This window comes from Sulfitobacter aestuarii, assembly GCF_042685005.1.
GTDB lineage: Bacteria > Pseudomonadota > Alphaproteobacteria > Rhodobacterales > Rhodobacteraceae > Sulfitobacter > Sulfitobacter aestuarii.
Genome location: NZ_JBHUMP010000013.1, coordinates 41,693 through 60,791, shown reverse-complemented (window position 1 = coordinate 60,791; position 19,099 = coordinate 41,693). Strand labels below are relative to the sequence as shown.

The 19,099-nt window shown below is 60.9% G+C and carries 20 protein-coding genes; 12 read left to right on the top strand and 8 right to left on the bottom strand.

What is annotated here, in order from left to right:
* Nucleotides 1-48: 48 nt before the first annotated feature.
* The 5 genes from ACFSUD_RS14285 to ACFSUD_RS14265 all read right to left on the bottom strand — a co-directional run bounded on the left by ACFSUD_RS14285 (nt 49) and on the right by ACFSUD_RS14265 (nt 7,817).
* Nucleotides 49-3,198, bottom strand: coding sequence for an efflux RND transporter permease subunit (locus ACFSUD_RS14285; protein ID WP_386375231.1), 3,150 nt, complete (start codon nt 3,196-3,198; stop codon nt 49-51).
* Complete coding sequence (locus ACFSUD_RS14280) at nt 3,195-4,631, bottom strand: efflux RND transporter periplasmic adaptor subunit (protein WP_037941717.1); 1,437 nt, start codon at nt 4,629-4,631, stop codon at nt 3,195-3,197. Before ACFSUD_RS14280 ends, ACFSUD_RS14285 begins: the two co-directional genes overlap by 4 nt.
* Nucleotides 4,628-5,026 carry a FixH family protein gene (locus ACFSUD_RS14275; RefSeq protein WP_037941715.1) on the bottom strand — a complete coding sequence of 133 codons (399 nt, stop codon included), beginning with the start codon at nt 5,024-5,026 and terminating at the stop codon, nt 4,628-4,630. Before ACFSUD_RS14275 ends, ACFSUD_RS14280 begins: the two co-directional genes overlap by 4 nt.
* A 109-nt stretch (nt 5,027-5,135) precedes the next feature.
* Nucleotides 5,136-5,546, bottom strand: coding sequence for a hypothetical protein (locus tag ACFSUD_RS14270; protein ID WP_132998294.1), 411 nt, complete (start codon nt 5,544-5,546; stop codon nt 5,136-5,138).
* Between the two features lie 12 nt (nt 5,547-5,558).
* A complete protein-coding gene (locus ACFSUD_RS14265; protein ID WP_240790907.1) occupies nt 5,559-7,817 on the bottom strand; it encodes a heavy metal translocating P-type ATPase in 2,259 nt (752 codons plus the stop codon).
* Between the two features lie 271 nt (nt 7,818-8,088).
* Here ACFSUD_RS14265 and ACFSUD_RS14260 point away from each other — a divergent pair, with 271 nt between their 5' ends.
* The gene (locus ACFSUD_RS14260) at nt 8,089-8,835 is read left to right on the top strand and encodes a hypothetical protein (RefSeq protein WP_235183684.1); all 747 of its coding nucleotides are present in this window, start codon (nt 8,089-8,091) and stop codon (nt 8,833-8,835) included.
* Nucleotides 8,836-8,954: 119 nt separating this feature from the next.
* Here ACFSUD_RS14260 and ACFSUD_RS14255 read toward each other — a convergent pair whose 3' ends face one another.
* From ACFSUD_RS14255 to ACFSUD_RS14245, 3 genes are all read right to left on the bottom strand, one after another.
* Nucleotides 8,955-9,182: a hypothetical protein gene (locus tag ACFSUD_RS14255; protein WP_009503808.1), complete on the bottom strand. Its 228-nt coding sequence runs from the start codon at nt 9,180-9,182 to the stop codon at nt 8,955-8,957.
* Between the two features lie 167 nt (nt 9,183-9,349).
* Complete coding sequence (locus tag ACFSUD_RS14250; protein WP_037941711.1) at nt 9,350-9,607, bottom strand: helix-turn-helix domain-containing protein; 258 nt, start codon at nt 9,605-9,607, stop codon at nt 9,350-9,352.
* 124 nt (nt 9,608-9,731) lie between these two features.
* Complete coding sequence (locus ACFSUD_RS14245) at nt 9,732-9,983, bottom strand: hypothetical protein (RefSeq protein ID WP_114865742.1); 252 nt, start codon at nt 9,981-9,983, stop codon at nt 9,732-9,734.
* A gap of 210 nt (nt 9,984-10,193) precedes the next feature.
* Between ACFSUD_RS14245 and ACFSUD_RS14240 the strand changes: the two genes are divergently transcribed.
* The 11 genes from ACFSUD_RS14240 (at nt 10,194) to ACFSUD_RS14190 (ending at nt 19,097) form a co-directional block, all read left to right on the top strand.
* Nucleotides 10,194-10,562: a hypothetical protein gene (locus ACFSUD_RS14240; protein ID WP_386375230.1), complete on the top strand. Its 369-nt coding sequence runs from the start codon at nt 10,194-10,196 to the stop codon at nt 10,560-10,562.
* 43 nt (nt 10,563-10,605) lie between these two features.
* Nucleotides 10,606-11,220, top strand: a complete 615-nt coding sequence (locus ACFSUD_RS14235) for a lytic transglycosylase domain-containing protein (RefSeq protein ID WP_037941841.1) — start codon at nt 10,606-10,608, stop codon at nt 11,218-11,220.
* Between the two features lie 107 nt (nt 11,221-11,327).
* Nucleotides 11,328-11,612, top strand: a complete 285-nt coding sequence (locus ACFSUD_RS14230; protein WP_037941840.1) for a TrbC/VirB2 family protein — start codon at nt 11,328-11,330, stop codon at nt 11,610-11,612.
* Complete coding sequence (locus tag ACFSUD_RS14225; RefSeq protein ID WP_008327373.1) at nt 11,605-11,883, top strand: type IV secretion system protein VirB3; 279 nt, start codon at nt 11,605-11,607, stop codon at nt 11,881-11,883. The genes ACFSUD_RS14230 and ACFSUD_RS14225 overlap by 8 nt, the downstream gene beginning before the upstream one ends.
* Entirely contained in the window at nt 11,873-14,236 is a 2,364-nt protein-coding gene (locus ACFSUD_RS14220; protein ID WP_037941707.1) for a VirB4 family type IV secretion/conjugal transfer ATPase, read from the top strand. The genes ACFSUD_RS14225 and ACFSUD_RS14220 overlap by 11 nt, the downstream gene beginning before the upstream one ends.
* Nucleotides 14,233-14,400 carry a hypothetical protein gene (locus ACFSUD_RS14215; protein ID WP_162840128.1) on the top strand — a complete coding sequence of 56 codons (168 nt, stop codon included), beginning with the start codon at nt 14,233-14,235 and terminating at the stop codon, nt 14,398-14,400. Before ACFSUD_RS14220 ends, ACFSUD_RS14215 begins: the two co-directional genes overlap by 4 nt.
* Nucleotides 14,390-15,544 carry a lytic transglycosylase domain-containing protein gene (locus ACFSUD_RS14210; protein ID WP_184583065.1) on the top strand — a complete coding sequence of 385 codons (1,155 nt, stop codon included), beginning with the start codon at nt 14,390-14,392 and terminating at the stop codon, nt 15,542-15,544. The genes ACFSUD_RS14215 and ACFSUD_RS14210 overlap by 11 nt, the downstream gene beginning before the upstream one ends.
* Nucleotides 15,544-16,353 carry a type IV secretion system protein gene (locus tag ACFSUD_RS14205; protein ID WP_037941838.1) on the top strand — a complete coding sequence of 270 codons (810 nt, stop codon included), beginning with the start codon at nt 15,544-15,546 and terminating at the stop codon, nt 16,351-16,353. The genes ACFSUD_RS14210 and ACFSUD_RS14205 overlap by 1 nt, the downstream gene beginning before the upstream one ends.
* A 17-nt stretch (nt 16,354-16,370) precedes the next feature.
* Nucleotides 16,371-17,024: a virB8 family protein gene (locus ACFSUD_RS14200; RefSeq protein WP_243252210.1), complete on the top strand. Its 654-nt coding sequence runs from the start codon at nt 16,371-16,373 to the stop codon at nt 17,022-17,024.
* Between the two features lies 1 nt (nt 17,025).
* Nucleotides 17,026-17,721, top strand: a complete 696-nt coding sequence (locus ACFSUD_RS14195; protein ID WP_132998441.1) for a TrbG/VirB9 family P-type conjugative transfer protein — start codon at nt 17,026-17,028, stop codon at nt 17,719-17,721.
* Entirely contained in the window at nt 17,718-19,097 is a 1,380-nt protein-coding gene (locus ACFSUD_RS14190) for a TrbI/VirB10 family protein (RefSeq protein ID WP_243252209.1), read from the top strand. Before ACFSUD_RS14195 ends, ACFSUD_RS14190 begins: the two co-directional genes overlap by 4 nt.
* The last annotated feature ends 2 nt before the right edge of the window (nt 19,098-19,099 follow it).

Below are 19,099 nucleotides of genomic sequence, written 5' to 3'. Positions count from 1 at the left end.
TTTCAAGCATTCATCTCGATTCCCAATGCCTCCTTAATGCTGTTGCCCTTATTCTGCGGCCTGCCCGAGGGCCAAATCAGGCGCTGTACCGGCCTTCTTGAAGCTCCAGCCTTTGATGATGGCATAAACCGCCGGAATGACGATCAGGGTTAGCAAGGTTGACGACACCATACCTCCGATCATCGGCACTGCGATGCGCTGCATGATCTCGGACCCGGTTCCATGCGCCCAGAGGATCGGCATTAGGCCGGCCATGATTGCGACAACTGTCATCATCTTGGGGCGAACGCGATCTACTGCACCCACCATGATCGCGGCGTAGAGTTCGTCGCGGGTCAGGTCGCGGCCGCCCGCGCGGTCACGCGCTTCATTCAACGCCTGATCGAAATAGATCAACATGATCACACCGGTTTCAGCCGCCACCCCGGCCAGCGCGATAAACCCGACGGCCACCGCAACCGACATGTTGAAGCCCATGAACCACATGAGCCAAATGCCGCCCACCAGCGCGAAGGGCAGCGACAGCATCACGATCAGCGTTTCCGTCAGACGGCGGAAGTTCAGGTAAAGCAGCAGAAAGATCAGCGCCAGCGTTAACGGCACAACTGTGGCCAGCCGCTGTTTCGCACGTTCAAGGTACTCGAACTGCCCGCTCCAGCCCAATGAAAAGCCGGGTGGCAGGGTGACGGAAGCCGCGACCGCCGCCTGCGCTTCGGCCACGTAGCCACCAAGATCGCGTCCGACGATATCGACGAAGATATAGACGGCAAGCTGTCCGTTTTCGGTGCGGATCGACGTGGCTCCGCGAGTGCGTTCGATGGTGGCTACGTCCCCGAGTGGAATTGTGCCACCGCCCGGCAGCGCCACTTGAACCTCGCGTCCGATGGCCTCCGGATCGGACCTCAGTGTCGCCGGATAGCGCACTGCGACGTCGTAGCGCTCGCGGCCCTCGACGGTCTGCGTGATGGCCTTGGCCCCCAATGCCATGCCGATCACCTCCTGCACATCCTGCACCGACAGACCGTAGCGGCCAAGGGCAGCGCGGTCGGGCGTGATGTCCAGATAATAGCCGCCAATCACCCGTTCGGCATAGGCGCTGGTCGTTCCTGGCACCGTGCGCACGACGGCTTCGACCTCACGGGCTACCTTTTCCATCTCGGTCAGGCTGGTACCGAAGACCTTGATCCCCACTGGTGTGCGGATGCCGGTGGACAACATGTCGATTCGCGCCCGGATCGGCATCGTCCAGGCGTTCGACACGCCGGGAAATTGCAGCGCGGCATCCATTTCCTGCCGCAGGCTTTCGATGGTGACACCGGGACGCCATTCGTCTTCCGGGCGGAGCTGGATGATCGTCTCGAACATCTCCGTCGGTGCTGGATCGGTCGCAGTCAGCGCGCGGCCTGCCTTGCCGAAAACCGACAACACTTCGGGGAAGGTCTTGATGATGCGGTCCTGGGTCTGCATCAGCTCGGCGGCCTTGGTGACCGAAAGCCCGGGCAGCGTGGTCGGCATGTACATAAGCGTGCCCTCGTTCAGGACAGGCATGAATTCAGACCCCAGCTGGCGCGCGGGCCAGATGGTGATTACCAGTGCCGCAATGGCCACGATGATCGTAAGGCTCTTGGCCTTCAACACGGCGCTGATAATCGGGCGGTAGACCGCGATTAGCACGCGGTTTACCGGATTCCTGTGTTCAGGGATGATCCGACCCCGCACGAAAACCACCATCAACGCAGGCACCAGCGTCACCGACAGGAACGCTGCTGCCGCCATCGAGAAGGTTTTGGTGTAGGCGAGCGGGCCGAACATGCGTCCCTCCTGTCCTTCAAGCGAAAAGATTGGCAGAAACGAGACAGTGATGATCAGCAAGCTGAAGAACAGCGCGGGGCCGACCTCGCTTGCCGCTTCGATCAGCACCTGGATGCGTGGCTTGTCAGGGGCGGCCCGTTCGAGGTGTTTGTGCGCATTTTCGATCATCACGATGGCCGCGTCGATCATCGCGCCGATCGCGATGGCAATGCCGCCGAGGCTCATGATATTGGCCCCGATCCCGAGAAATTTCATTGCCGTGAAGGCCATGAGCAATCCGACAGGCAGCATGATGATCGCCACGAGGGCGGAGCGGACGTGCAACAGAAAAATGATCGTTACCCCCGCCACGACAAGGCTTTCTTCGAGCAGCGTTGTTTTCAACGTCTCGATTGCCGACAGGATCAGGTCGGACCTGTCATAGACCGGCACGATGTCGACTCCTTCCGGCAGGCTTTGGGCCACCACGTCCAGTTCTGCCTTGGCGTTTTCAATCACATCCAGCGCATTGGCACCCACCCGCTGAAGCACGATACCACTGGCGACCTCGCCCTCACCGTTCAACTCGGCGATGCCGCGGCGTTCGCTGGGGACGATTTCGATCCGTGCGACGTCTTTCAGGTTGATCGGCACCCCGCCAATGCTGCGCAGGGTGATGTTGCCGATATCCTCGGTCCCCGCCAGATAGCCGCGTCCGCGCACCATGAATTCGAACTCGGACAGCTCCACCGTGCGCCCGCCGGTGTCCATGTTGCTCTCGGAGATGGCCTTGCCGATATCAGACAGCGTGATCCCCTGCGCGCGCATCCGGACCGGGTCAACTGTGACCGAGTATTGCTTAACGAAGCCACCGACACTGGCCACTTCGGACACGCCCTCTGCACGGCTGGCCCCGAAACGCACTACCCAATCCTGCAACGACCGCAATTCAGCAAGGCTCAGGTTCTCGCCGGTGATCGCATATTGGTAGACCCAGCCCACCCCCGTCGCATCCGGACCAAGGGCTGGTGTCACCCCGTCCGGCAGGCGAGCCGCTGCGGCGTTGAGGTATTCCAGCACGCGCGACCGCGCCCAGTACGGGTCAACGCCGTCCTCGAAGATGATGTAGACAAAGGAAATGCCGAAGAACGAAAACCCGCGCACGACGCGGGATCGCGGCACCGTCAGCATGGCCGAGGTCAGCGGATAAGTGACCTGGTCCTCCACCACCTGAGGGGCCTGGCCCGGGTAGTCGGTCAGCACGATCACCTGCACGTCCGACAGATCGGGAATAGCGTCGATCGGCAAGTTGCGCAGTGACCAGACCCCGGCGGCGATGATCAGGGCCGTGGCAAAGAACACCAGAACAAGGTTCCGGGCGGACCATTCGATGACACGCGCGATCATTCGCTTGCCTCCGGGGAGGCCAGCGCAGCCAGGGCGGCGTTCAGGTTGCTTTCCGCGTCGATCAGAAAGGTCGAGGTGGTGACGACCCGGTCGCCCTCGGCAATACCTTCGCGGATTTCCACCATTCCGGAGGCCTGTCGCCCCACGACCACATCCTGCGGCGCGAATTTACCCTCTCCCATGTCCCGGATCACCACCTGGCGATCGCCGGTGTCGATCACTGACGTTTCCGGCACTTGCACCACGGGCGCGCCGTCGCCCGTCGCCAAAGCCACATCAGCAAACATGTTGACCAGCAGGCGTCCCTCAGTATTGGGCAGATCGATGCGGACGCGTGCAGTTCGGGTCTGCATATCGACCTCAGGGTATATCTTGTCGATCAAGCCGCTGAAGGTTTCGCCCGGCAGGCCGGGAAAGGTGATCGTGGCCGCGTTTCCGTCCGCAAGGCCGATCAGAGCGGATTCCGGCACGTCCGCAAAGACCCAGACAACCGAGGTATCGGCAATACGAAACAGCGTTTCGCCAGCCTCGGACATCATGCCTTCGACGGCCATTCGTTCCAGAACCACGCCCGACCGCGGTGCCATCAGGCTGATTTGCACCGGCGCACGCCTGTCCGCCGCGATCTTGTCGATCACTGACACGGGAACTCCCAGGTTTGCCAGCCTTTGACGGCTGCCTTCCACGCGCCCTTCACCACTTCGCAGGTCCGAAACATACTGTGCGGCCGCCGAGACGATATCCGGAGAATAGAGCATCGCCAGCGGTTCGCCCGCTTCAACGATTGATCCGGTCGTTACATCCTCAACTTCTTCGATGAAAGCATCTGCACGCAATGAAATGACGCTTACCCGACGCTCATCCAGCGCGACGATCCCCGGCGCTCGCACCGTCATTGCCATGGGCTTGAGCACCGCAACTGACGTACGTACGCCGGTGCGCTGTAGTTTGCCGGGCGATACCGTCACCGATCCGGCATCTTTTGCCTCATCGGCAAAAACGGGAAGGTAGTCCATGCCCATGGAATCCTGCTTAGGCACCGGCGACGTATCGGGCAGGCCCATCGGATGCCGGTAGTAGAGAACGGTTCGTTCGCCAATTTTCGCCTCTAGGGGGTTGGGCGCCTCTGGGTCAAACGACACATCTTCGCTTGCCAGCACCGGCAGAAACGCCTTGCCATCGACGGTGTCGGTCGGCACCGCGGACCACTCGGCAAGACCGTCAGGGTGTCGATAGTAGATAATCGGGCCCATCGCCGATCGGATTTCGGCCGGCATCGCATCAGCTCTACGTCCCAAAAGTGCTGTGAGCTGCGTCTGCGCCACATCCGTCAGCATCGCAGGCGTCCAGCCTTTGCCGCCCGCCGCAAGGCCAACCCATCCAGCCGCGCTGCCAACGACGGCGATCAGCACCAGTTTGCCAAAGGCGCTCATGGCTGTACCTCGATCACGATCTGTGCCTGAACGGTTTCCATCTCGCCCTGCACCTTGGCCGCAACGGAAAAGCGCCAGTTTCCGTCCATCGTCAGATCGGCAGAGAAGCGATAGAGACCCGGCTCTTCGCCGGGTAACGCCAAGACCGGTGAAGTCATCGTCTCCATCCCGTCCGGCGCCATATCCAACCTTGTGGCAAAGATGACGGCGCCCTCCACGGGCGCATTGGTGCGGGTATCAATCAGACGAACTTCTAGAACCGCATCGTCTCCGAAGGCATAAGTCGTCTCGACAAGAACGAGAATGTAATCAGATGCAGCGGCCTGTGCCACCGGCACGGAAAGCTGGGCTGCGACCACGAGGGCAGCAAGGGCGCTGTGAATATAACGGGGCATGATACGCCTGTATTGACGGGCAACGGGAACGCCGACCATCGTATCGACCTGGAACTGGTCTAAACGTTACATCGGCGCGCGGCTTTTGGTGCGACAAGCACCAGAACCGCTATGCCTTGGGCGGTCTTTGCAATCCGCCGTCCGCGTGTTGCAGGATCGCCGTCGCCTCGGTCCGCAAGAACCCGGCACGTCCGGAGCGAGGCAGGTTCGCCAGGATCACCCGTTCGAGCCCGGCCACGATCGGGACCACACGACATTGCGTCGTGGAAATGCAGGCAGCATCGCATTCCGGCATATCCGGACAATCACTCGGGCAGCAATCGCTCTGCATGGCCATTTCAGGCGCTGGGTCCACGCTTGAAATGGACGCAAGATTGATTTGCACCAGAACAGCGCCAACCAACAGAGCAACCAGAAAAAGGCGCGTTTTGAATAACATGCAACATACTATGCTGAAGTTCTCATAGATCAGCAATACACGTTTTGCTGAAATAGAAGTGTCGTCCAGCTTCACGCTCAATACGCGGATCGTCTAAAGCCTCAATCGCCGTAGTCTGAGCGCGTTCGCGATGACCGAGACCGACGAGAGGCTCATTGCGGCGGCGGCGAACATGGGCGACATCAACAGCCCGAATACCGGGTAGAGCACGCCCGCAGCTAAGGGCACACCGAGCGTGTTGTAGGCAAAGGCCCAGAACAGGTTCTGGCGTATGTTACGGATCGTCGCCACGGCCAGCGTCCGTGCCTTGACGATACCGTTCAAATCGCCGCGCAAGAGAGTGATGCCCGCGCTTTCAACCGCCACGTCCGCACCCGTACCCATTGCAAGGCCGACATCCGCTGCAGCGAGGGCAGGCGCGTCGTTGACACCATCGCCGGCCATGGCGACCTTTTTGCCATTCGCGTGGAGCTCGTCCACCAGTGCCTTTTTGTCTTCCGGGAGAACGCCGGCTCGTACTTCGTCGATGCCAAGACGCTGCGCCACGGCCCTTGCTGTGCGTTCGTTATCACCCGTAGCCATGATTATCCGCAGGCCCGCCTCGTGCAATTGCTTGATGGCCTCGGCCGTCGTTTCCTTGATCGGGTCGGCGACGGCGACGATGCCGGACAGTTTTCCTTCTATGGCCACGAACATGGCCGTCTTGCCTTCGCTTCGCAGAACATCTGCTGCCTCCTCTGCTGCGGAGGTGTCGAGGGACATGTCGCGCATCATCGCGGTGTTACCAAGCGCGACGGCGCGGCCCGAGACGGTTCCGCTCACACCCTTGCCGGTCACGGCTTCGAAGTTCTCGGCATTGCCGACTTTGATACCTCTCTCTTTCGCACCTTCGACGATGGCCTCCGCCAGCGGGTGCTCGGAGCCTTTTTCCAAGGCAGCCGCGAGGGTCAGAATGGTTTCTTCGGACTCGTCGTCCAAAGCGTTCACATCGGTTAGCGTCGGCTTGCCTTCGGTCAGGGTGCCGGTCTTATCGACGATCAGCGTATCGACCTTGGCCATGCGTTCCAGCGCTTCGGCGTCCTTGATCAGGACACCCGCCTGCGCACCGCGACCTGCGGCCGTCGTGATCGAAATCGGGGTCGCCAGACCCAGAGCACAGGGGCAGGCGATGATCAGCACTGACACCGCCGAGGCGATAGCAAAGACGAGTGCCGGTTCGGGCCCGAAGCCGAGCCAAGCGGCGAAGGAAAGGATGGCGACCACGACAACGGTCGGCACGAAATAGGAAGAAACCTGGTCCGCGAGCCCCTGGATCGGTGCACGGGATCGCCGCGCGTTCGAGACCATCTCGACGATCTGGCTCAGCATCGTGTCGGCACCTACACGGGCGGCTTCTATGACAAGGGAGCCGATCTTATTGATTGTGCCGCCGGTGACCGTATCGCCCGGACCTTTTTCGACCGGCAACGGCTCGCCGGTTATCATGCTCTCGTCGATGGATGACGTTCCGTCAACAACCTTGGCGTCAACGGGGACCGCATCACCTGGGCGAACCCTCAGGCGATCTCCCTCAACGATGTTTTCCAGCGGTGCGTCGTATTCCGTACCGTCGGGCAGAATGCGTCGCGCGGTTTTCGGGGCCAGATCGAGCAGCGCCCGGATGGCATCGCCGGTCCGTTCCCGCGCCCGCAATTCCAGTACTTGCCCGACGAAAATCAGAGTGATGATGACGACGGCAGCTTCAAAATAGGTGCCGACACCCGCGCCCATTCGGTACTCGTCCGGAAACACACCAGGAAGGAACGTGGCGACCAGCGAATAGAGATATGCCGCGCCGACACCAATCGCGATCAGCGTCCACATGTTGGGTGAGCGGTTCACGATCGACGCACAACCCCGCACGAAAAACGGCTTCGCCGCCCACAGCACGATCGGCGTCGCCAACAGGAACTCGAGGTATGTCGCCAGTTGATGCCCGATCCAGTCCCGGACCGGCAGACCGACCAGCTCTCCCATAGTCAAGATAACCAGAGGAACGGCCGCGGCGGCACTGATCCACATTCGGCGGGTAAAGTCGGTCAGTTCTTCGCTGGGTTCATCCGACGGCACCATCGGTTCAAGCGCCATGCCGCAGATCGGACAGGCGCCGGGCTCGTCACGAACTATCTCGGGGTGCATTGGGCAGGTGTACTGAGTCCCGGCTTTCGGGGTCATGCTGTGATCCGATGCCGTACCTGAGGCATAGTAGATCGGATCGGCCTCGAACCTGGTCTGGCACTTATCGGAGCAGAAGTAGAAGGTTTCACCGTCATAATTTGCCTGACGGGCCTCCGGAGACATAGTGACGGACATGCCGCAAACTGGATCCTTGGCCTGATCGGATGACCGCTCTTGCGGGTGCGGTTCTGTTACCTGTATCATGCTCTAGCCCTCCAAAATGATGCCAACTCCTAAGATGGGGCTTCCAGCAACGGGAAGGTCAAGCTTGGATTGCTGATTAGCGAAGGAAAGCTGATTGATACTGCCAATATATTACATAATAACTCTTACCGGTCCAAAATCTTAGTGTTGCGATAGTATATTATCGTAGATATGCTGAGCCTAGTCACAGAGGGCCCTCAGCATGCGTCATCTATTTAAGAAGCTCCTCCCGTCGGTCGCAGTCGCTTTGACTGTGACAAGTTCTTTGCTGCCGATGCCCGCTCGCGCGCAGACATACCCGATCGATTGCGCGATCCTCTTGTGCTTGTCTGGCGGCTGGCCTGCTTCCGTTCCTTGCGCCCGAGCACGCGCCGAATTCATCCGACGAATTACGCCTTGGCCGGTGGAACCTCCGCTTCAAATCTGGCGCTGCCCTATGGGCGCTTCCTTTGAGACCGCTCCAGCACCAAACAGTTCAGACCGCATCTTTGAAGCGTTCTTCCAGTACAACAGCACTGGTCTGCGACAATCCTATCCAGCGCGCGATACCGCTGACCCAATTGCGGCCGCTTGGCGCACCTCAGAAGCCCCGGACTACCTTGTTCCCGCCGAGCAGGCCCTCCGGCTCGTTCAAGATCGCGCGGACATCGATATCAGCGGACCTGAGTTCAACTTCGTGCAGTCCATTCGCGTCTTTGATGTCCGGTATGCGCGACAGCACGAATCCGGACGCGACGGCGATTGCAACCGTAGTGCCACCGTGGTCCTCGGCACATATGGAACGCAAGGTGACTTCGCCTGGCAGAGGTCCTCCATAACCGCCCTACCAGCCGCCCATGCCGGTCTCGAACGATGGGGCCAGAATTGCCCCAGTATCTATCATCAATCCGTTTTCGTCGACTGGCGTGACTACGAGGGCAACTACGGCTTTGAACAGGTGAACTACTGAACTTACGCGAAATGGCTCGGACTGTAAGATTGGTTTCGCGGACATGTGCAATGCCACCTCGCGCGTTAGTCGTCGCAGTACGGTTCGGCATTTCGGCAAACGCCGCAGGGTAGCCCTCCTCACCCGCCCTCGTCTCTTCCGATCCGCATGAGCGCCTCGAAGTCGATTTCTTGCTTCTGTTCGTCACTTATATCCGGCCGGATTTTTGATACCGGCTGGGGTCCATGGACGTCCCACATCACCGCGTGCGCGCCTGTAGTCCAGCTATAAACCCAACCAACAACGCTGCGCCCGTCGGTCCCGATCAGATTGGCAATCGCGACGCCTTCACCATTATCATCGTCCACTGTTTACTGACTTCCTGCACTTTGGCGCTGCAATCGCGGCATCGTGTTCTCAGGCTTCGCCTGCACAGCATGACGCAATTGGTGGATGTTGGCTAACTGCTCTTCCTTGAGGTAGCGGATTTCACGAAGGGACATCCAAAGCGGTACGCCCCAAATTTGCATTGCTCTCAAATCCTATGGTCGGGCTCCGTGGCGGCTTCAACGATCCCGAGAACCTCATAGGGGTCAAAGCCGATGGCGCGGGCGAGGACAACCAGCTCGACGACGTCGACCCGGCGCTGGCCGCTTTCAAGGCGGGCAATGAGGGATTGGTGGCATCTGAGCTTAGTCGCCAATTCAGCCTGTCCAAGGCCTGCCTTGATTCGGGCGTCGACCAACGCTTGGCAGAGTGCCACCTGTCCCGTGCTTCTGATTGTCTTTGCCACGCGTCACATACCTTTTGTAACGTCGCTAGCGGATGAAATCTGTTATCTAAAAAGTAGATATATGAGGGCGTTATCGGCGTCTGGTTTCCATGGGCTGCAAGTCTGATGCTCCCGAGGTCGCCCATCAATCCCCTACCAATTGCAGAAATCGGCCATAGTCCTCGCTGACTTCGCGCGCTTCCTCGAAGGCACGGGCCCGTTCACCGTCGAGGCAACGGAAGTAGTTCTGGATATCCTGGATGTAATCTTCGAAATCGCCACGGATGATGTCCGCATATTCCCGCGCCGCCAGCGAATCGCTTGGTAGAAAAGGGCGGGTTGGGGCGAAGCAGGATTCCGCCAAAACCAGCCCGGGAACGCAGATCAGAGGGACCACAGATTGCAATGGCAGCAGTCCAGTCAACCTTGGGTTTGTCAAACCTGTTATCTCCTTGATCGCGGACACTAGCCGTGACTAGTGTCCGCGTGACTAAACTACAGCTGATGCATGATATTACATCTTGCGGTTGAAAGTATACTATCGTAACTCTGGGCTTCAAGTGAAAATGCCTAGGGTCGCGCCATTGAAGAAAGCGTGAGCCGGGCCATGAACTGGGACATCGAAGCACCAAATGTGGTTACGGAAGCCAGGTTCCGCGAACTCGTGGAAAGCGGCTATTGTGCAGAAATCCTGTGCCAGGAGACGGCACATAAGAAAGGCCCCAGCTATTACGGGGTCTGGATTATGCGTGTTGTCTCTGATGACGGGGTGGAAAAGCTCCTCGTCACCGCCCGCACGCGGACGACCTACAACGATATCAAGATCCGCGAGTTCAAGACGGTCTCCGGCGTGGTGTCTTTCTTCATTGGCCTTGGTTTTGCGCATGTCGACCTGCCGCTTGAGGCGGGAACAACCCGCACGCATAAACTCGCCCCGCCAGACAAAGCCCCATCAGACAAGGGCGCTGACAACTAACCTCGTCTGCCTCTGGCTGGTCGCCATGCCAGCCTCCGCGCAAATAGTCCTGGTCATGGATAGCGACGGCTCTCTTACCCCGTCGCGCTCCCAAAGCAGCTTTGCTCGAAACTACAATGACGGGATTGGTCAGGGTTCGGCCTCCGATGGGATCGCGATCCTCGGCGAGGTAGAGTCCGAGCAAGAGGGCGTCCAAGTTGCGGCCTTTGCCCGCCTGACTCCCCTGCCCCGCGCCGATGTTCTCTCTGGGATTCAGACCACGGCCTTGCGCTATGCCGGCCATCCCGGCCTGCGTCGCGCGGGGCTTTCCGTGACGGATTGGCTGGCTCTCTATCGAGCCAATATCGAGGTTGAGAGCGCCTATCGGCAGAATGCGATTTCAAGTGCAGGTGCCATTGGCCTTGGCCAGTTAATGCCCGCCACGGCCAGTGATCTGGGCGTCGACCCGCGTGATCCGCTGCAGAACCTCGACGGCTCCGCCCGCTACCTCGCGATGATGCTGGGGGCCTTCGGCGATCCGCGTCTCGCCCTCGCAGCCTACAACGCCGGACCCGATGCGGTCCGCCAGTATGACGGCATTCCCCCTTACCGAGAAACCCAGAACCACGTGGCCCGCGTCATGGCCGTCGTAGCCCGATTGGAAGGATCAAATTCATGATGTCCCAGCCTTTTTGGAAATCATTCCTAAAAACACTTATCGGCAATGTCACGAGAGCGCGCAGCGCGGCAGTGCATTGGCGATACCGCTTTTTCCAAACAAGTTGGATTTCACACCTCTTTGTCGCCTCGCTGGCGCTCTTTCTGGTATTCGCTGAGCCTGCGCTTGCGCAAAGCATTGATCTTTCCCCGATTCAGAGCCTGTTGCAGGGCATCGTTGATGCGCTGACCGGCCCGCTCGGCGTCGTGATCGCCACACTCGCCGTTCTGGGCGTGTTCCTCAGCTGGTTCTTCAATATCATCGATCTGCGACAGGCCCTCTGGGTTCTCGTCGGCATTGCCGGTGTTGCCGCCGCTCCCACTATCGTTGCCGCAGTTTTCGCCGGTGGCTGAGCGCTCGCCTCTCTTTCTCGGCCTCGTGCGCCCGCCCAAGCTTCTGGGCCTGCCCATCATGTACGCGATGGTCTGGCTTTTCGGCTCGGTGCTCTTGTTCGTCTGGGTCCAGCACATCGCGGTGCTGGGTGTGGCGGCCCTGCTCTACCCGGTGCTCTGGAAGGCTGCGGATTGGGACCCACGCTTCATCGACGTGATGATGACGGCGCTGCAAGAGACGCCGCCCACGCGGAACCGCTCCATCCACGGCGGGGACAGCTATGCCCCGTGAAGCCGCGCTTGATCTCCGCACGATGACGCCGGACTGGTACGCGCACGAGACCCGCCTCGCGCACATGCTGCCCTATGTGAGCCTCGTCGATGACCAGACCGTGCGGACCCGGGTCAACGAGCTTTTCCAGTGCATCCGGCTCGACGGGGTCAATAGCTACACGACCGATGACGCCTATCTCGACAAGGTGACCGCGCTCTTTGCCCGGATCATTGCGCAATTGGGGCCGGAGTTCAGCTATTACGTCCATAAGGTCTCGAAGGCGATCACGCCGGACCTCGAGCCGCTGCGCGAGGACAGTTTCGCGGGAGAAGTCGACCGGCTCTGGCGCAAGAAGCTAGAGACCAGCGGGCTGCGCGACAAGACGCTCACCCTTACGATCATCCATCGCCCGCCTCCAAAAAGCGTCCTGCCATTCCTGAACCGCAGCGCGCCGGATCGCCTCAAGGAAGCGACCGAGAAGCGCCTTCGCCGATTGGGCGAGGCCGTGAACGTGTTCCTGTCTGGCCTGACGGAGCTGAATCCACGTGTGCTTTCGGCCAAGTCCGGCGAGTTGATCGGCTTTCTGGGGGCCCTCAACACTGGCCAGGAACTGCCGCTCTATCCGGCGAACACCTATGGCTTCCTGTCCTTCAACGTCGCCAACACGCGAGTGACGTTTCAAGGCGATCACTTCGAGCTCTCCGAAGGCGTCGTGGGACACCGCTACGGCAAGAGTTTCACCATCGGGGAATACTCGGAAGGCACCTCCTGCACCGTTTTCGACATGCTGAACCTGCCGGTCGACATGATCGTCACCCATTCCTTCACGCCGATCAATTCGAACCTCATGGCAGGCCGCATCAAGCGGCAAAAGCGCCAGATGCAGGCCTCCCAGGACGCGGCCCTGTCGCTGATGGAAGCGCTCGACATCGCCGCCGATGATCTGGAGGCCAAACGCCAGAGCTTCGGCGAGCACCACATGGTGGTGACGATCTTCTGCGATACGCTGGACGAGTTGCAAACGCTCAGCGCCGAGATCGTCAACGCCGCTGCCGCCGAAGGCGTGAAGATGATCGGCGAGCGGGTCGCGGCCAAAGCCCACTACCTCAGTCAGCATCCCGGCAACCAGCCGAAACGCGTGCGTGCCAGTGCGATCACCAACCGTAATTTCGCCGACTTCGCGGCGTTTCATCGGACGCAGCTCGGCAAACCTGCTCAGAAAACCCCTTGGGGGAAGGTCATCACCTATCTGCCCACGCCCGAACAGAGCGCTTACCGGTTTTCTTATCACGAGCAAGGCAGCCCCAAGAAAGAACCCACCAGCGGGCATACCTTGATCATGGGACGGCCCGGATCGGGCAAGTCGGTGCTTTCCGCTTTTCTCATGACGCAAGCCCGTCGAGCAGGGGCGCGGATCTTCGTCTTCGATTACCGTCTCGGTATGGAGATGGCGGTCCGCGCCAATGGCGGGCGCTACGCCTCCCTGAAAGCAGGCCAGCCCACCGGTCTCAATCCACTTTGGACCGAGACCGATGCGCGGGGCACCGCGTGGCTCTCGGACTGGCTCACCACACTGCTCTACCGCGCCGACAAGCCTCTGACCCCTGCGCAGACCAACCGCATCCAGGAAGTCGTGCGCCAGAACGCGCAGGCCACAAACCCGGCCCTACGGAACTGGCGGGATTTCGCATCGCTCTTTGTCTCCACCGACGATGGCGGCGATCTGCACCAGCGTTTGCTCGAGTGGACCGAAGAGGGCCGCTATGGCTGGATCTTCGGGCAGACGCTGGAAGACACGTTCTCGCTCGAAGGCGATGTCGTCGGGTTCGATCTCACCGGCATTCTCGACAGCGAGGCCGAGAAAGAACGGATGGCCGTCCTCTCCTATCTCTTCCGCCGGGTCGAGCGCGAGATCGAGGACCGCCGCCCCACCATCATCGTGATCGACGAGGCCTGGAAGGCGCTTGACAATGCGTATTTCGCCGAACGGCTCTCGAACTGGCTGGTGACCGCGCGCAAGCAGAACACCGTCGCGGTGATGATGACGCAATACGCGAGCCAATTGGAGCGCACGCGCACGGGCAAGACCATCATCGAGGCCGTGCCGACGCAGATCCTGCTCCCAAACATCCGCGCCCATGCCGCCGATTACGCGATGCTCAATCTCTATGAGAAGGAACTCGATGTGCTTCTCAACACCGGGAGCGACAGCCGCCTTGCGCTGATCCGTGATGACCAGGGCTCCATCGTCGTCGATGCAGGTCTTAGCGCCCTCGGGCCCAATCTCACCATCCTCGGCGGCATGGAGAAAGGCGAGGCGCTCGTCGGATCCGATTACCGCAACCGCCCGGACTTCTGGAGACTTTCATGATCCGTATTCTTATCGCTTTGGCTGCGCTCGGCGCGCTGGCCTCCTGCACCCAGTACCGGGAGCCGCAGGCGAACTGCTTCACATTCCTTGCGTCCACGGCACCCGTCGCGCCGGATTGCAGCTTCACGCCCCTCGGCGCACCGGAGGGTGACGTTGACGTCTAGGCTGCCCCATATCCTGGCGCTTTGCCTGTTGCCCGGTCTCGCCCTGTCCCAAGGCGTGCCAACCAATGACAGCGGGCTGACTGCACGCGATATCGTAGAAACGGGTGATCGCGAGGCAGACTTGGCTGTTCAGGCCGACAAGCTTGCCGTGCGCGAACTCATCGCCGAGATCGAACGGGAGCAGCTGGAAACCCTCCGACGCATCCTCGATGCCCAGACCAGCTTCGGCGGTCAGGGCCTGCCCGCCATGGTCTCGGGGCTGGAAAGCGGCAGCGGCGATCCCCACCGCGCCGTGGAAGCCGTCTATGGCACGGGAGAAATCGATCCCAATCCCGGCGGTGCGCAGATGTTCGGGGATGCGTCTGAGAACATCGAGCAGCTCATCATCCGGGTCGCCCAAGAGACCAGCGGCTTTGCGGGAGTTGGCCGCGCAGGGCTCTCGCCCGTCCAGTGGCGCGCGTTGCTGCAAGCCCTCATCTGGCAGGAAAGCCGGTTTACGATTGGGGCACGGTCTCCCGTCGGCGCCTATGGTCTCACCCAGATCATGCCCGGCACCGCCAGCGATCTTGGTATCAACCCGGAATATTATGACAGCCCCTACCTGCAGGTGCATGGTGGCGCGCGGTATCTGGCGGCCCAGCTCAACACCTTTGACGGCAATATCATCAACGCCCTCGCGGCCTACAACGCCGGCCCCGGTCGCGTGTTCGAATATGGGGGCGTGCCACCCTTCCGCGAGACTAGAGCCTACGTTCAGGTCATCCCCGAACGCTATAACCTCTATTTGACCCGTATCGGGGGGATCGAAGCGCTTGGCACGATCGACCCCGCGTTACTGGCAAATGCCAACCTCTCGATCACCGGGCATGGCGCGGCGTTCTATGGCAACAATTCGCCCACCGCGATCCGACAGGGCGCCCTGCGCATCGCGGACATCGTCGAGCGGATCTCTGAAACCGAGGATGTGCAGGAAAGCATCGCGCTCAACACCTATGCGCGCGCCGAACTCGTGCGCCTTGTCGCCGCACGCATCCGGCTACAGGCGGCGCGAACCCGCGTGCTGTCTGCCGAAGAGCTGGCACAGGCCAGCGCCCGCATGGCCGAGGGCGCGTTCATGGATTTCACGATCAGGGAGATTGAATGATGGGACATCTGCTCTTGAGGACAGCTTTGGCCACAACACTTGGGGTTGGCTTGCAGTTCGGCGCCATACCCCCTGCCGCAGCACAAGGTGTACCGGTCGTCGACACCCAGAACATCGCGCAAAACATCCAGCAGCTCCGGCAGATGATCGAAGACGAGATCCTGCAGAATGAGCAGCTGACGCAGCTCCGCGAACAGCTTGCCACACTCACGGAACAACTTGCGGAGCTGCAACGAACATATGAAGCCCTGACCCGCCTGGCCGAATTGCCGGAAATCATCCGCACGGAAATGGAAGACGAGTTGAACGGTCTGCTCGACCAGGAGTTCGGGGACATCCTCGCCACGATTGAGGCGATCAAGACCGGAGACTTCTCTGGCCTCTCCGGCTCCGGCGCAGGCGAGATCGAAACCCAGATGGACCGGGTGCTGGCCGATCTCGGCTTCGATGAAGACACGCTCTCGGAAATGGCCACGAGCGGCAATTCCGGGGCCAACCGCGTGGCGACGCAGGCAACAACCGGCGCGCTCGTCTCAGCCGCCGCCCAGAACAGCTATGAAGATGCCGGCCAATCGCTCGAGCGGGTCGACCGTCTTGTGGGGCTTATCGACGACATGGACGAACTCAAGGAAAGCATCGATCTCAACACGCGCGTGACCGCTGAATTGGCCATCGCCCTCGTGGCGATGTGGCAACTGGAAGCGATTCAAACCGTGGGTGACGGCACCGGCGGCGTGATCGACGCCGCCACCATCGCCGAGGAACAGCGCTTCATGGATTTCACGCTACCGGACCTCCAGGCAGACTGATCGTGGGGGCATGACGGGTGGCGACTGAACAAGAAATCATCGAGGAAGAACTGGTCTACGGTGCCTTGCGCCGCGAACGACTCTGGCAACGCCTTGGTCTGACAGGTCTTGTCTTCGGCATCATCGGCTGTCTGAGCGCAGCAGCAGTCTCGATCCTCGATGTCGACCCACCCCCCGTCGTTGTCCCGTATGATCCCGCCACTGGTTTTGCCCTGCCCGAGGCGTCCGTTGGGGCCACATCCGTCACCGCCAACCAAGCGATCATCGAGGCGGAGGTCTTCCGCTATGTGACCGACCGGGAGGTCTATAACCAGCTCGACAACGATCTGCGCATCCGAAGCGTCTTGCGCCGATCGGATCGGGCGGCCGAGAGTGGCTTACGCCAGATCTGGAACAGCGCCAACGAGAACTACCCGCCGACAGTCTACGGCCCGAATGCCCGGCTCGATGTGGAGATCCTCAGCATCAATCGCATCGGCACCAACCGCGCCACGGTCCGCCTGCGCAAACGTCTGACATCCATCAATGGCGTCCAGACCGGGCTCTTCACCGCCACGCTTCTCTTCGAGTTCCGCCCCGAGACCCGCCGCTCCATCGACGAGGTCTGGACCAACCCTTTCGGCTTCACGGTCCTCGAATATTCCATCCGTTCCGACAGATTGGAGAATTAGTTTGATCAATAAGTTATTTGGTGCTGCCATATTTGTTTTGCTGCCTGCCCTTGCCTTTGCCGAAGCGATCCCGCGCGGTGGTCCAAATGACAGCCGCGTGCGGCTGGCAACATATCAAGAAGGTCAGGTCTACCGTCTCAGCGTCTCGCTTACCCATGTCACCACGGTCGAATTCGGCGAGGGTGAAAGCATCCGCTCGATCATCGCGGGCGACACCGAGGGCTTCGAGATCGATGGCGTGCCCGGAGGCCAGGCATTTGCAATCAAGCCCGTCGCGCGCGGGGTCCATACCAATGTGACCGTCTACACGAACAGGCGCAGCTACTATCTCAACGTCGAGGAGGTTCGCAGCCCGACCTTCTATGTGGTGCAGTTCCGCTATCCTGATGACGCTGGGCGCCCGACTCGAGCCATCGCCGCCCAAGCGCCAAACTACAATTACGGTGCCAGCGCGCGGACCGAGTTTACGCCAACCCGCATCTGGGATGACGGGACGTTCACGTATTTCGCGTTTCCAAGAAACGCGCCTGTGCCCGCAATCTTCCGCTACGCGGGCGGCCGCGAGCGCACGGTCAACACGCAAACTCCTGAAGACGGCGTGATCCGCGTCAGCGGCGTGAACCGCCAATGGGTCCTGCGACTTGGCGAAGAGGTGGTCTGCATCGAGGCGATCCCGCCCGCGGAGGCCACCTCATGAGCGATACCGGGAACACCGAGCTGGAAAAACGCCTCGCCGCCCTTGAGAAAGGCAGTGCCCGCGCCCCCACGGCGTCGCAGCGCCGGTCGCCCCTTCTCGCGCTGATCGTGGTCCTCGTCATCGGCGCAGGTGGTGCCCTGCTCTATCTCCTCTCACAGCCCGACGAAGAGGAAGCCTTGCCGACGGCCACCCCGGACGTCTTCCAAAACGAGGGGGACGGCTTTGGCGCTATCGAGACCTTGCCCCCGCCCGAGCCCGAGGTTGTGTTTGTCGGACCGGATCCAGTCGAGCCCAACGCGGAGCTTCTGGCGCAGATCAGCGCCCTGCAGGCTCAGATCGAGGAGTTGCGCAACGCCCCTGAACCAGTTGTCGAGGAAGACACCGCCGCCGCAGAGGCTATTGACGCGCTGACCGCTCAGATTGCGGCGCTACAAGCCGCCTCGGAAGCCGCACAGCAACGATTTCAGGACGAACTGACGGCGCGGGATCGCAGCCTTGAGCAACTCCGCATGGATCTGGAACTGGCCCAACTCGAGGCCAGCCGACCGCAACCCGCGCCAGTGGGCCCCACGGAAGATGAGCTGCGCGCACGCGAGCAAGAGCGACTGCGCCGCGAGGAAGAAGCCCGGCGCATGGCCGAGCTGGAGCGCCGCGCCGCGGAGGAACGCGCCTTCCAGGAGCGGCGCATCACCTCGCCCACCATCGCGTTTGGCGGTGCCTCCGGAGCGAATGAAACGGCTCTGACAGAACGCACTTTTGGCGAGGTGACGGATTTCGTGCTGAACGGGGCGCTGCCCTCGACGGTGACGCAGGCCGAGGTGATCGCCAATCCCTCCAACACGATTCTACAGGGCACCATGATCCAAGCCGTCATGGAAACCGCCCTCGACAGCTCTCTGCCCGGCCAGACCCGGGCCCTTGTTTCCGAAGACGTGTTCAGTTTCGATGGCTCACGCCTCCTCATTCCGCGCGGGTCCCGCCTGATCGGGCGCTATCGCTCTGGCGTCGATATCGCGCAGCGCCGGGTCACCATCGCCTGGGATCGGATCATCCTGCCCGACAACCAGACGATCCAGATCAGCTCCTTCGGGGGCGATGAACTGGGTCGCTCAGGTGTGACCGGCTTTGTCGATACCCGCTTCGATGAACGCTTCGGCTCTGCGGCGTTGATTTCTCTGATCTCAGCGGCCCCAAGCGCCGCCGCTGCAAACGTGCAGGATGAGACCGCCGCGGACGTGCTCGAAGACGTGGGCGATGATCTCGCCGATGCCACGGACATTGTGATTGGCGACTACCTCTCCATCGGCCCCATTATCTATGTCGATCAGGGCGCGCGCGTCACGGTGATGGTCGACCGCGATCTGGAGATATTCTGAGC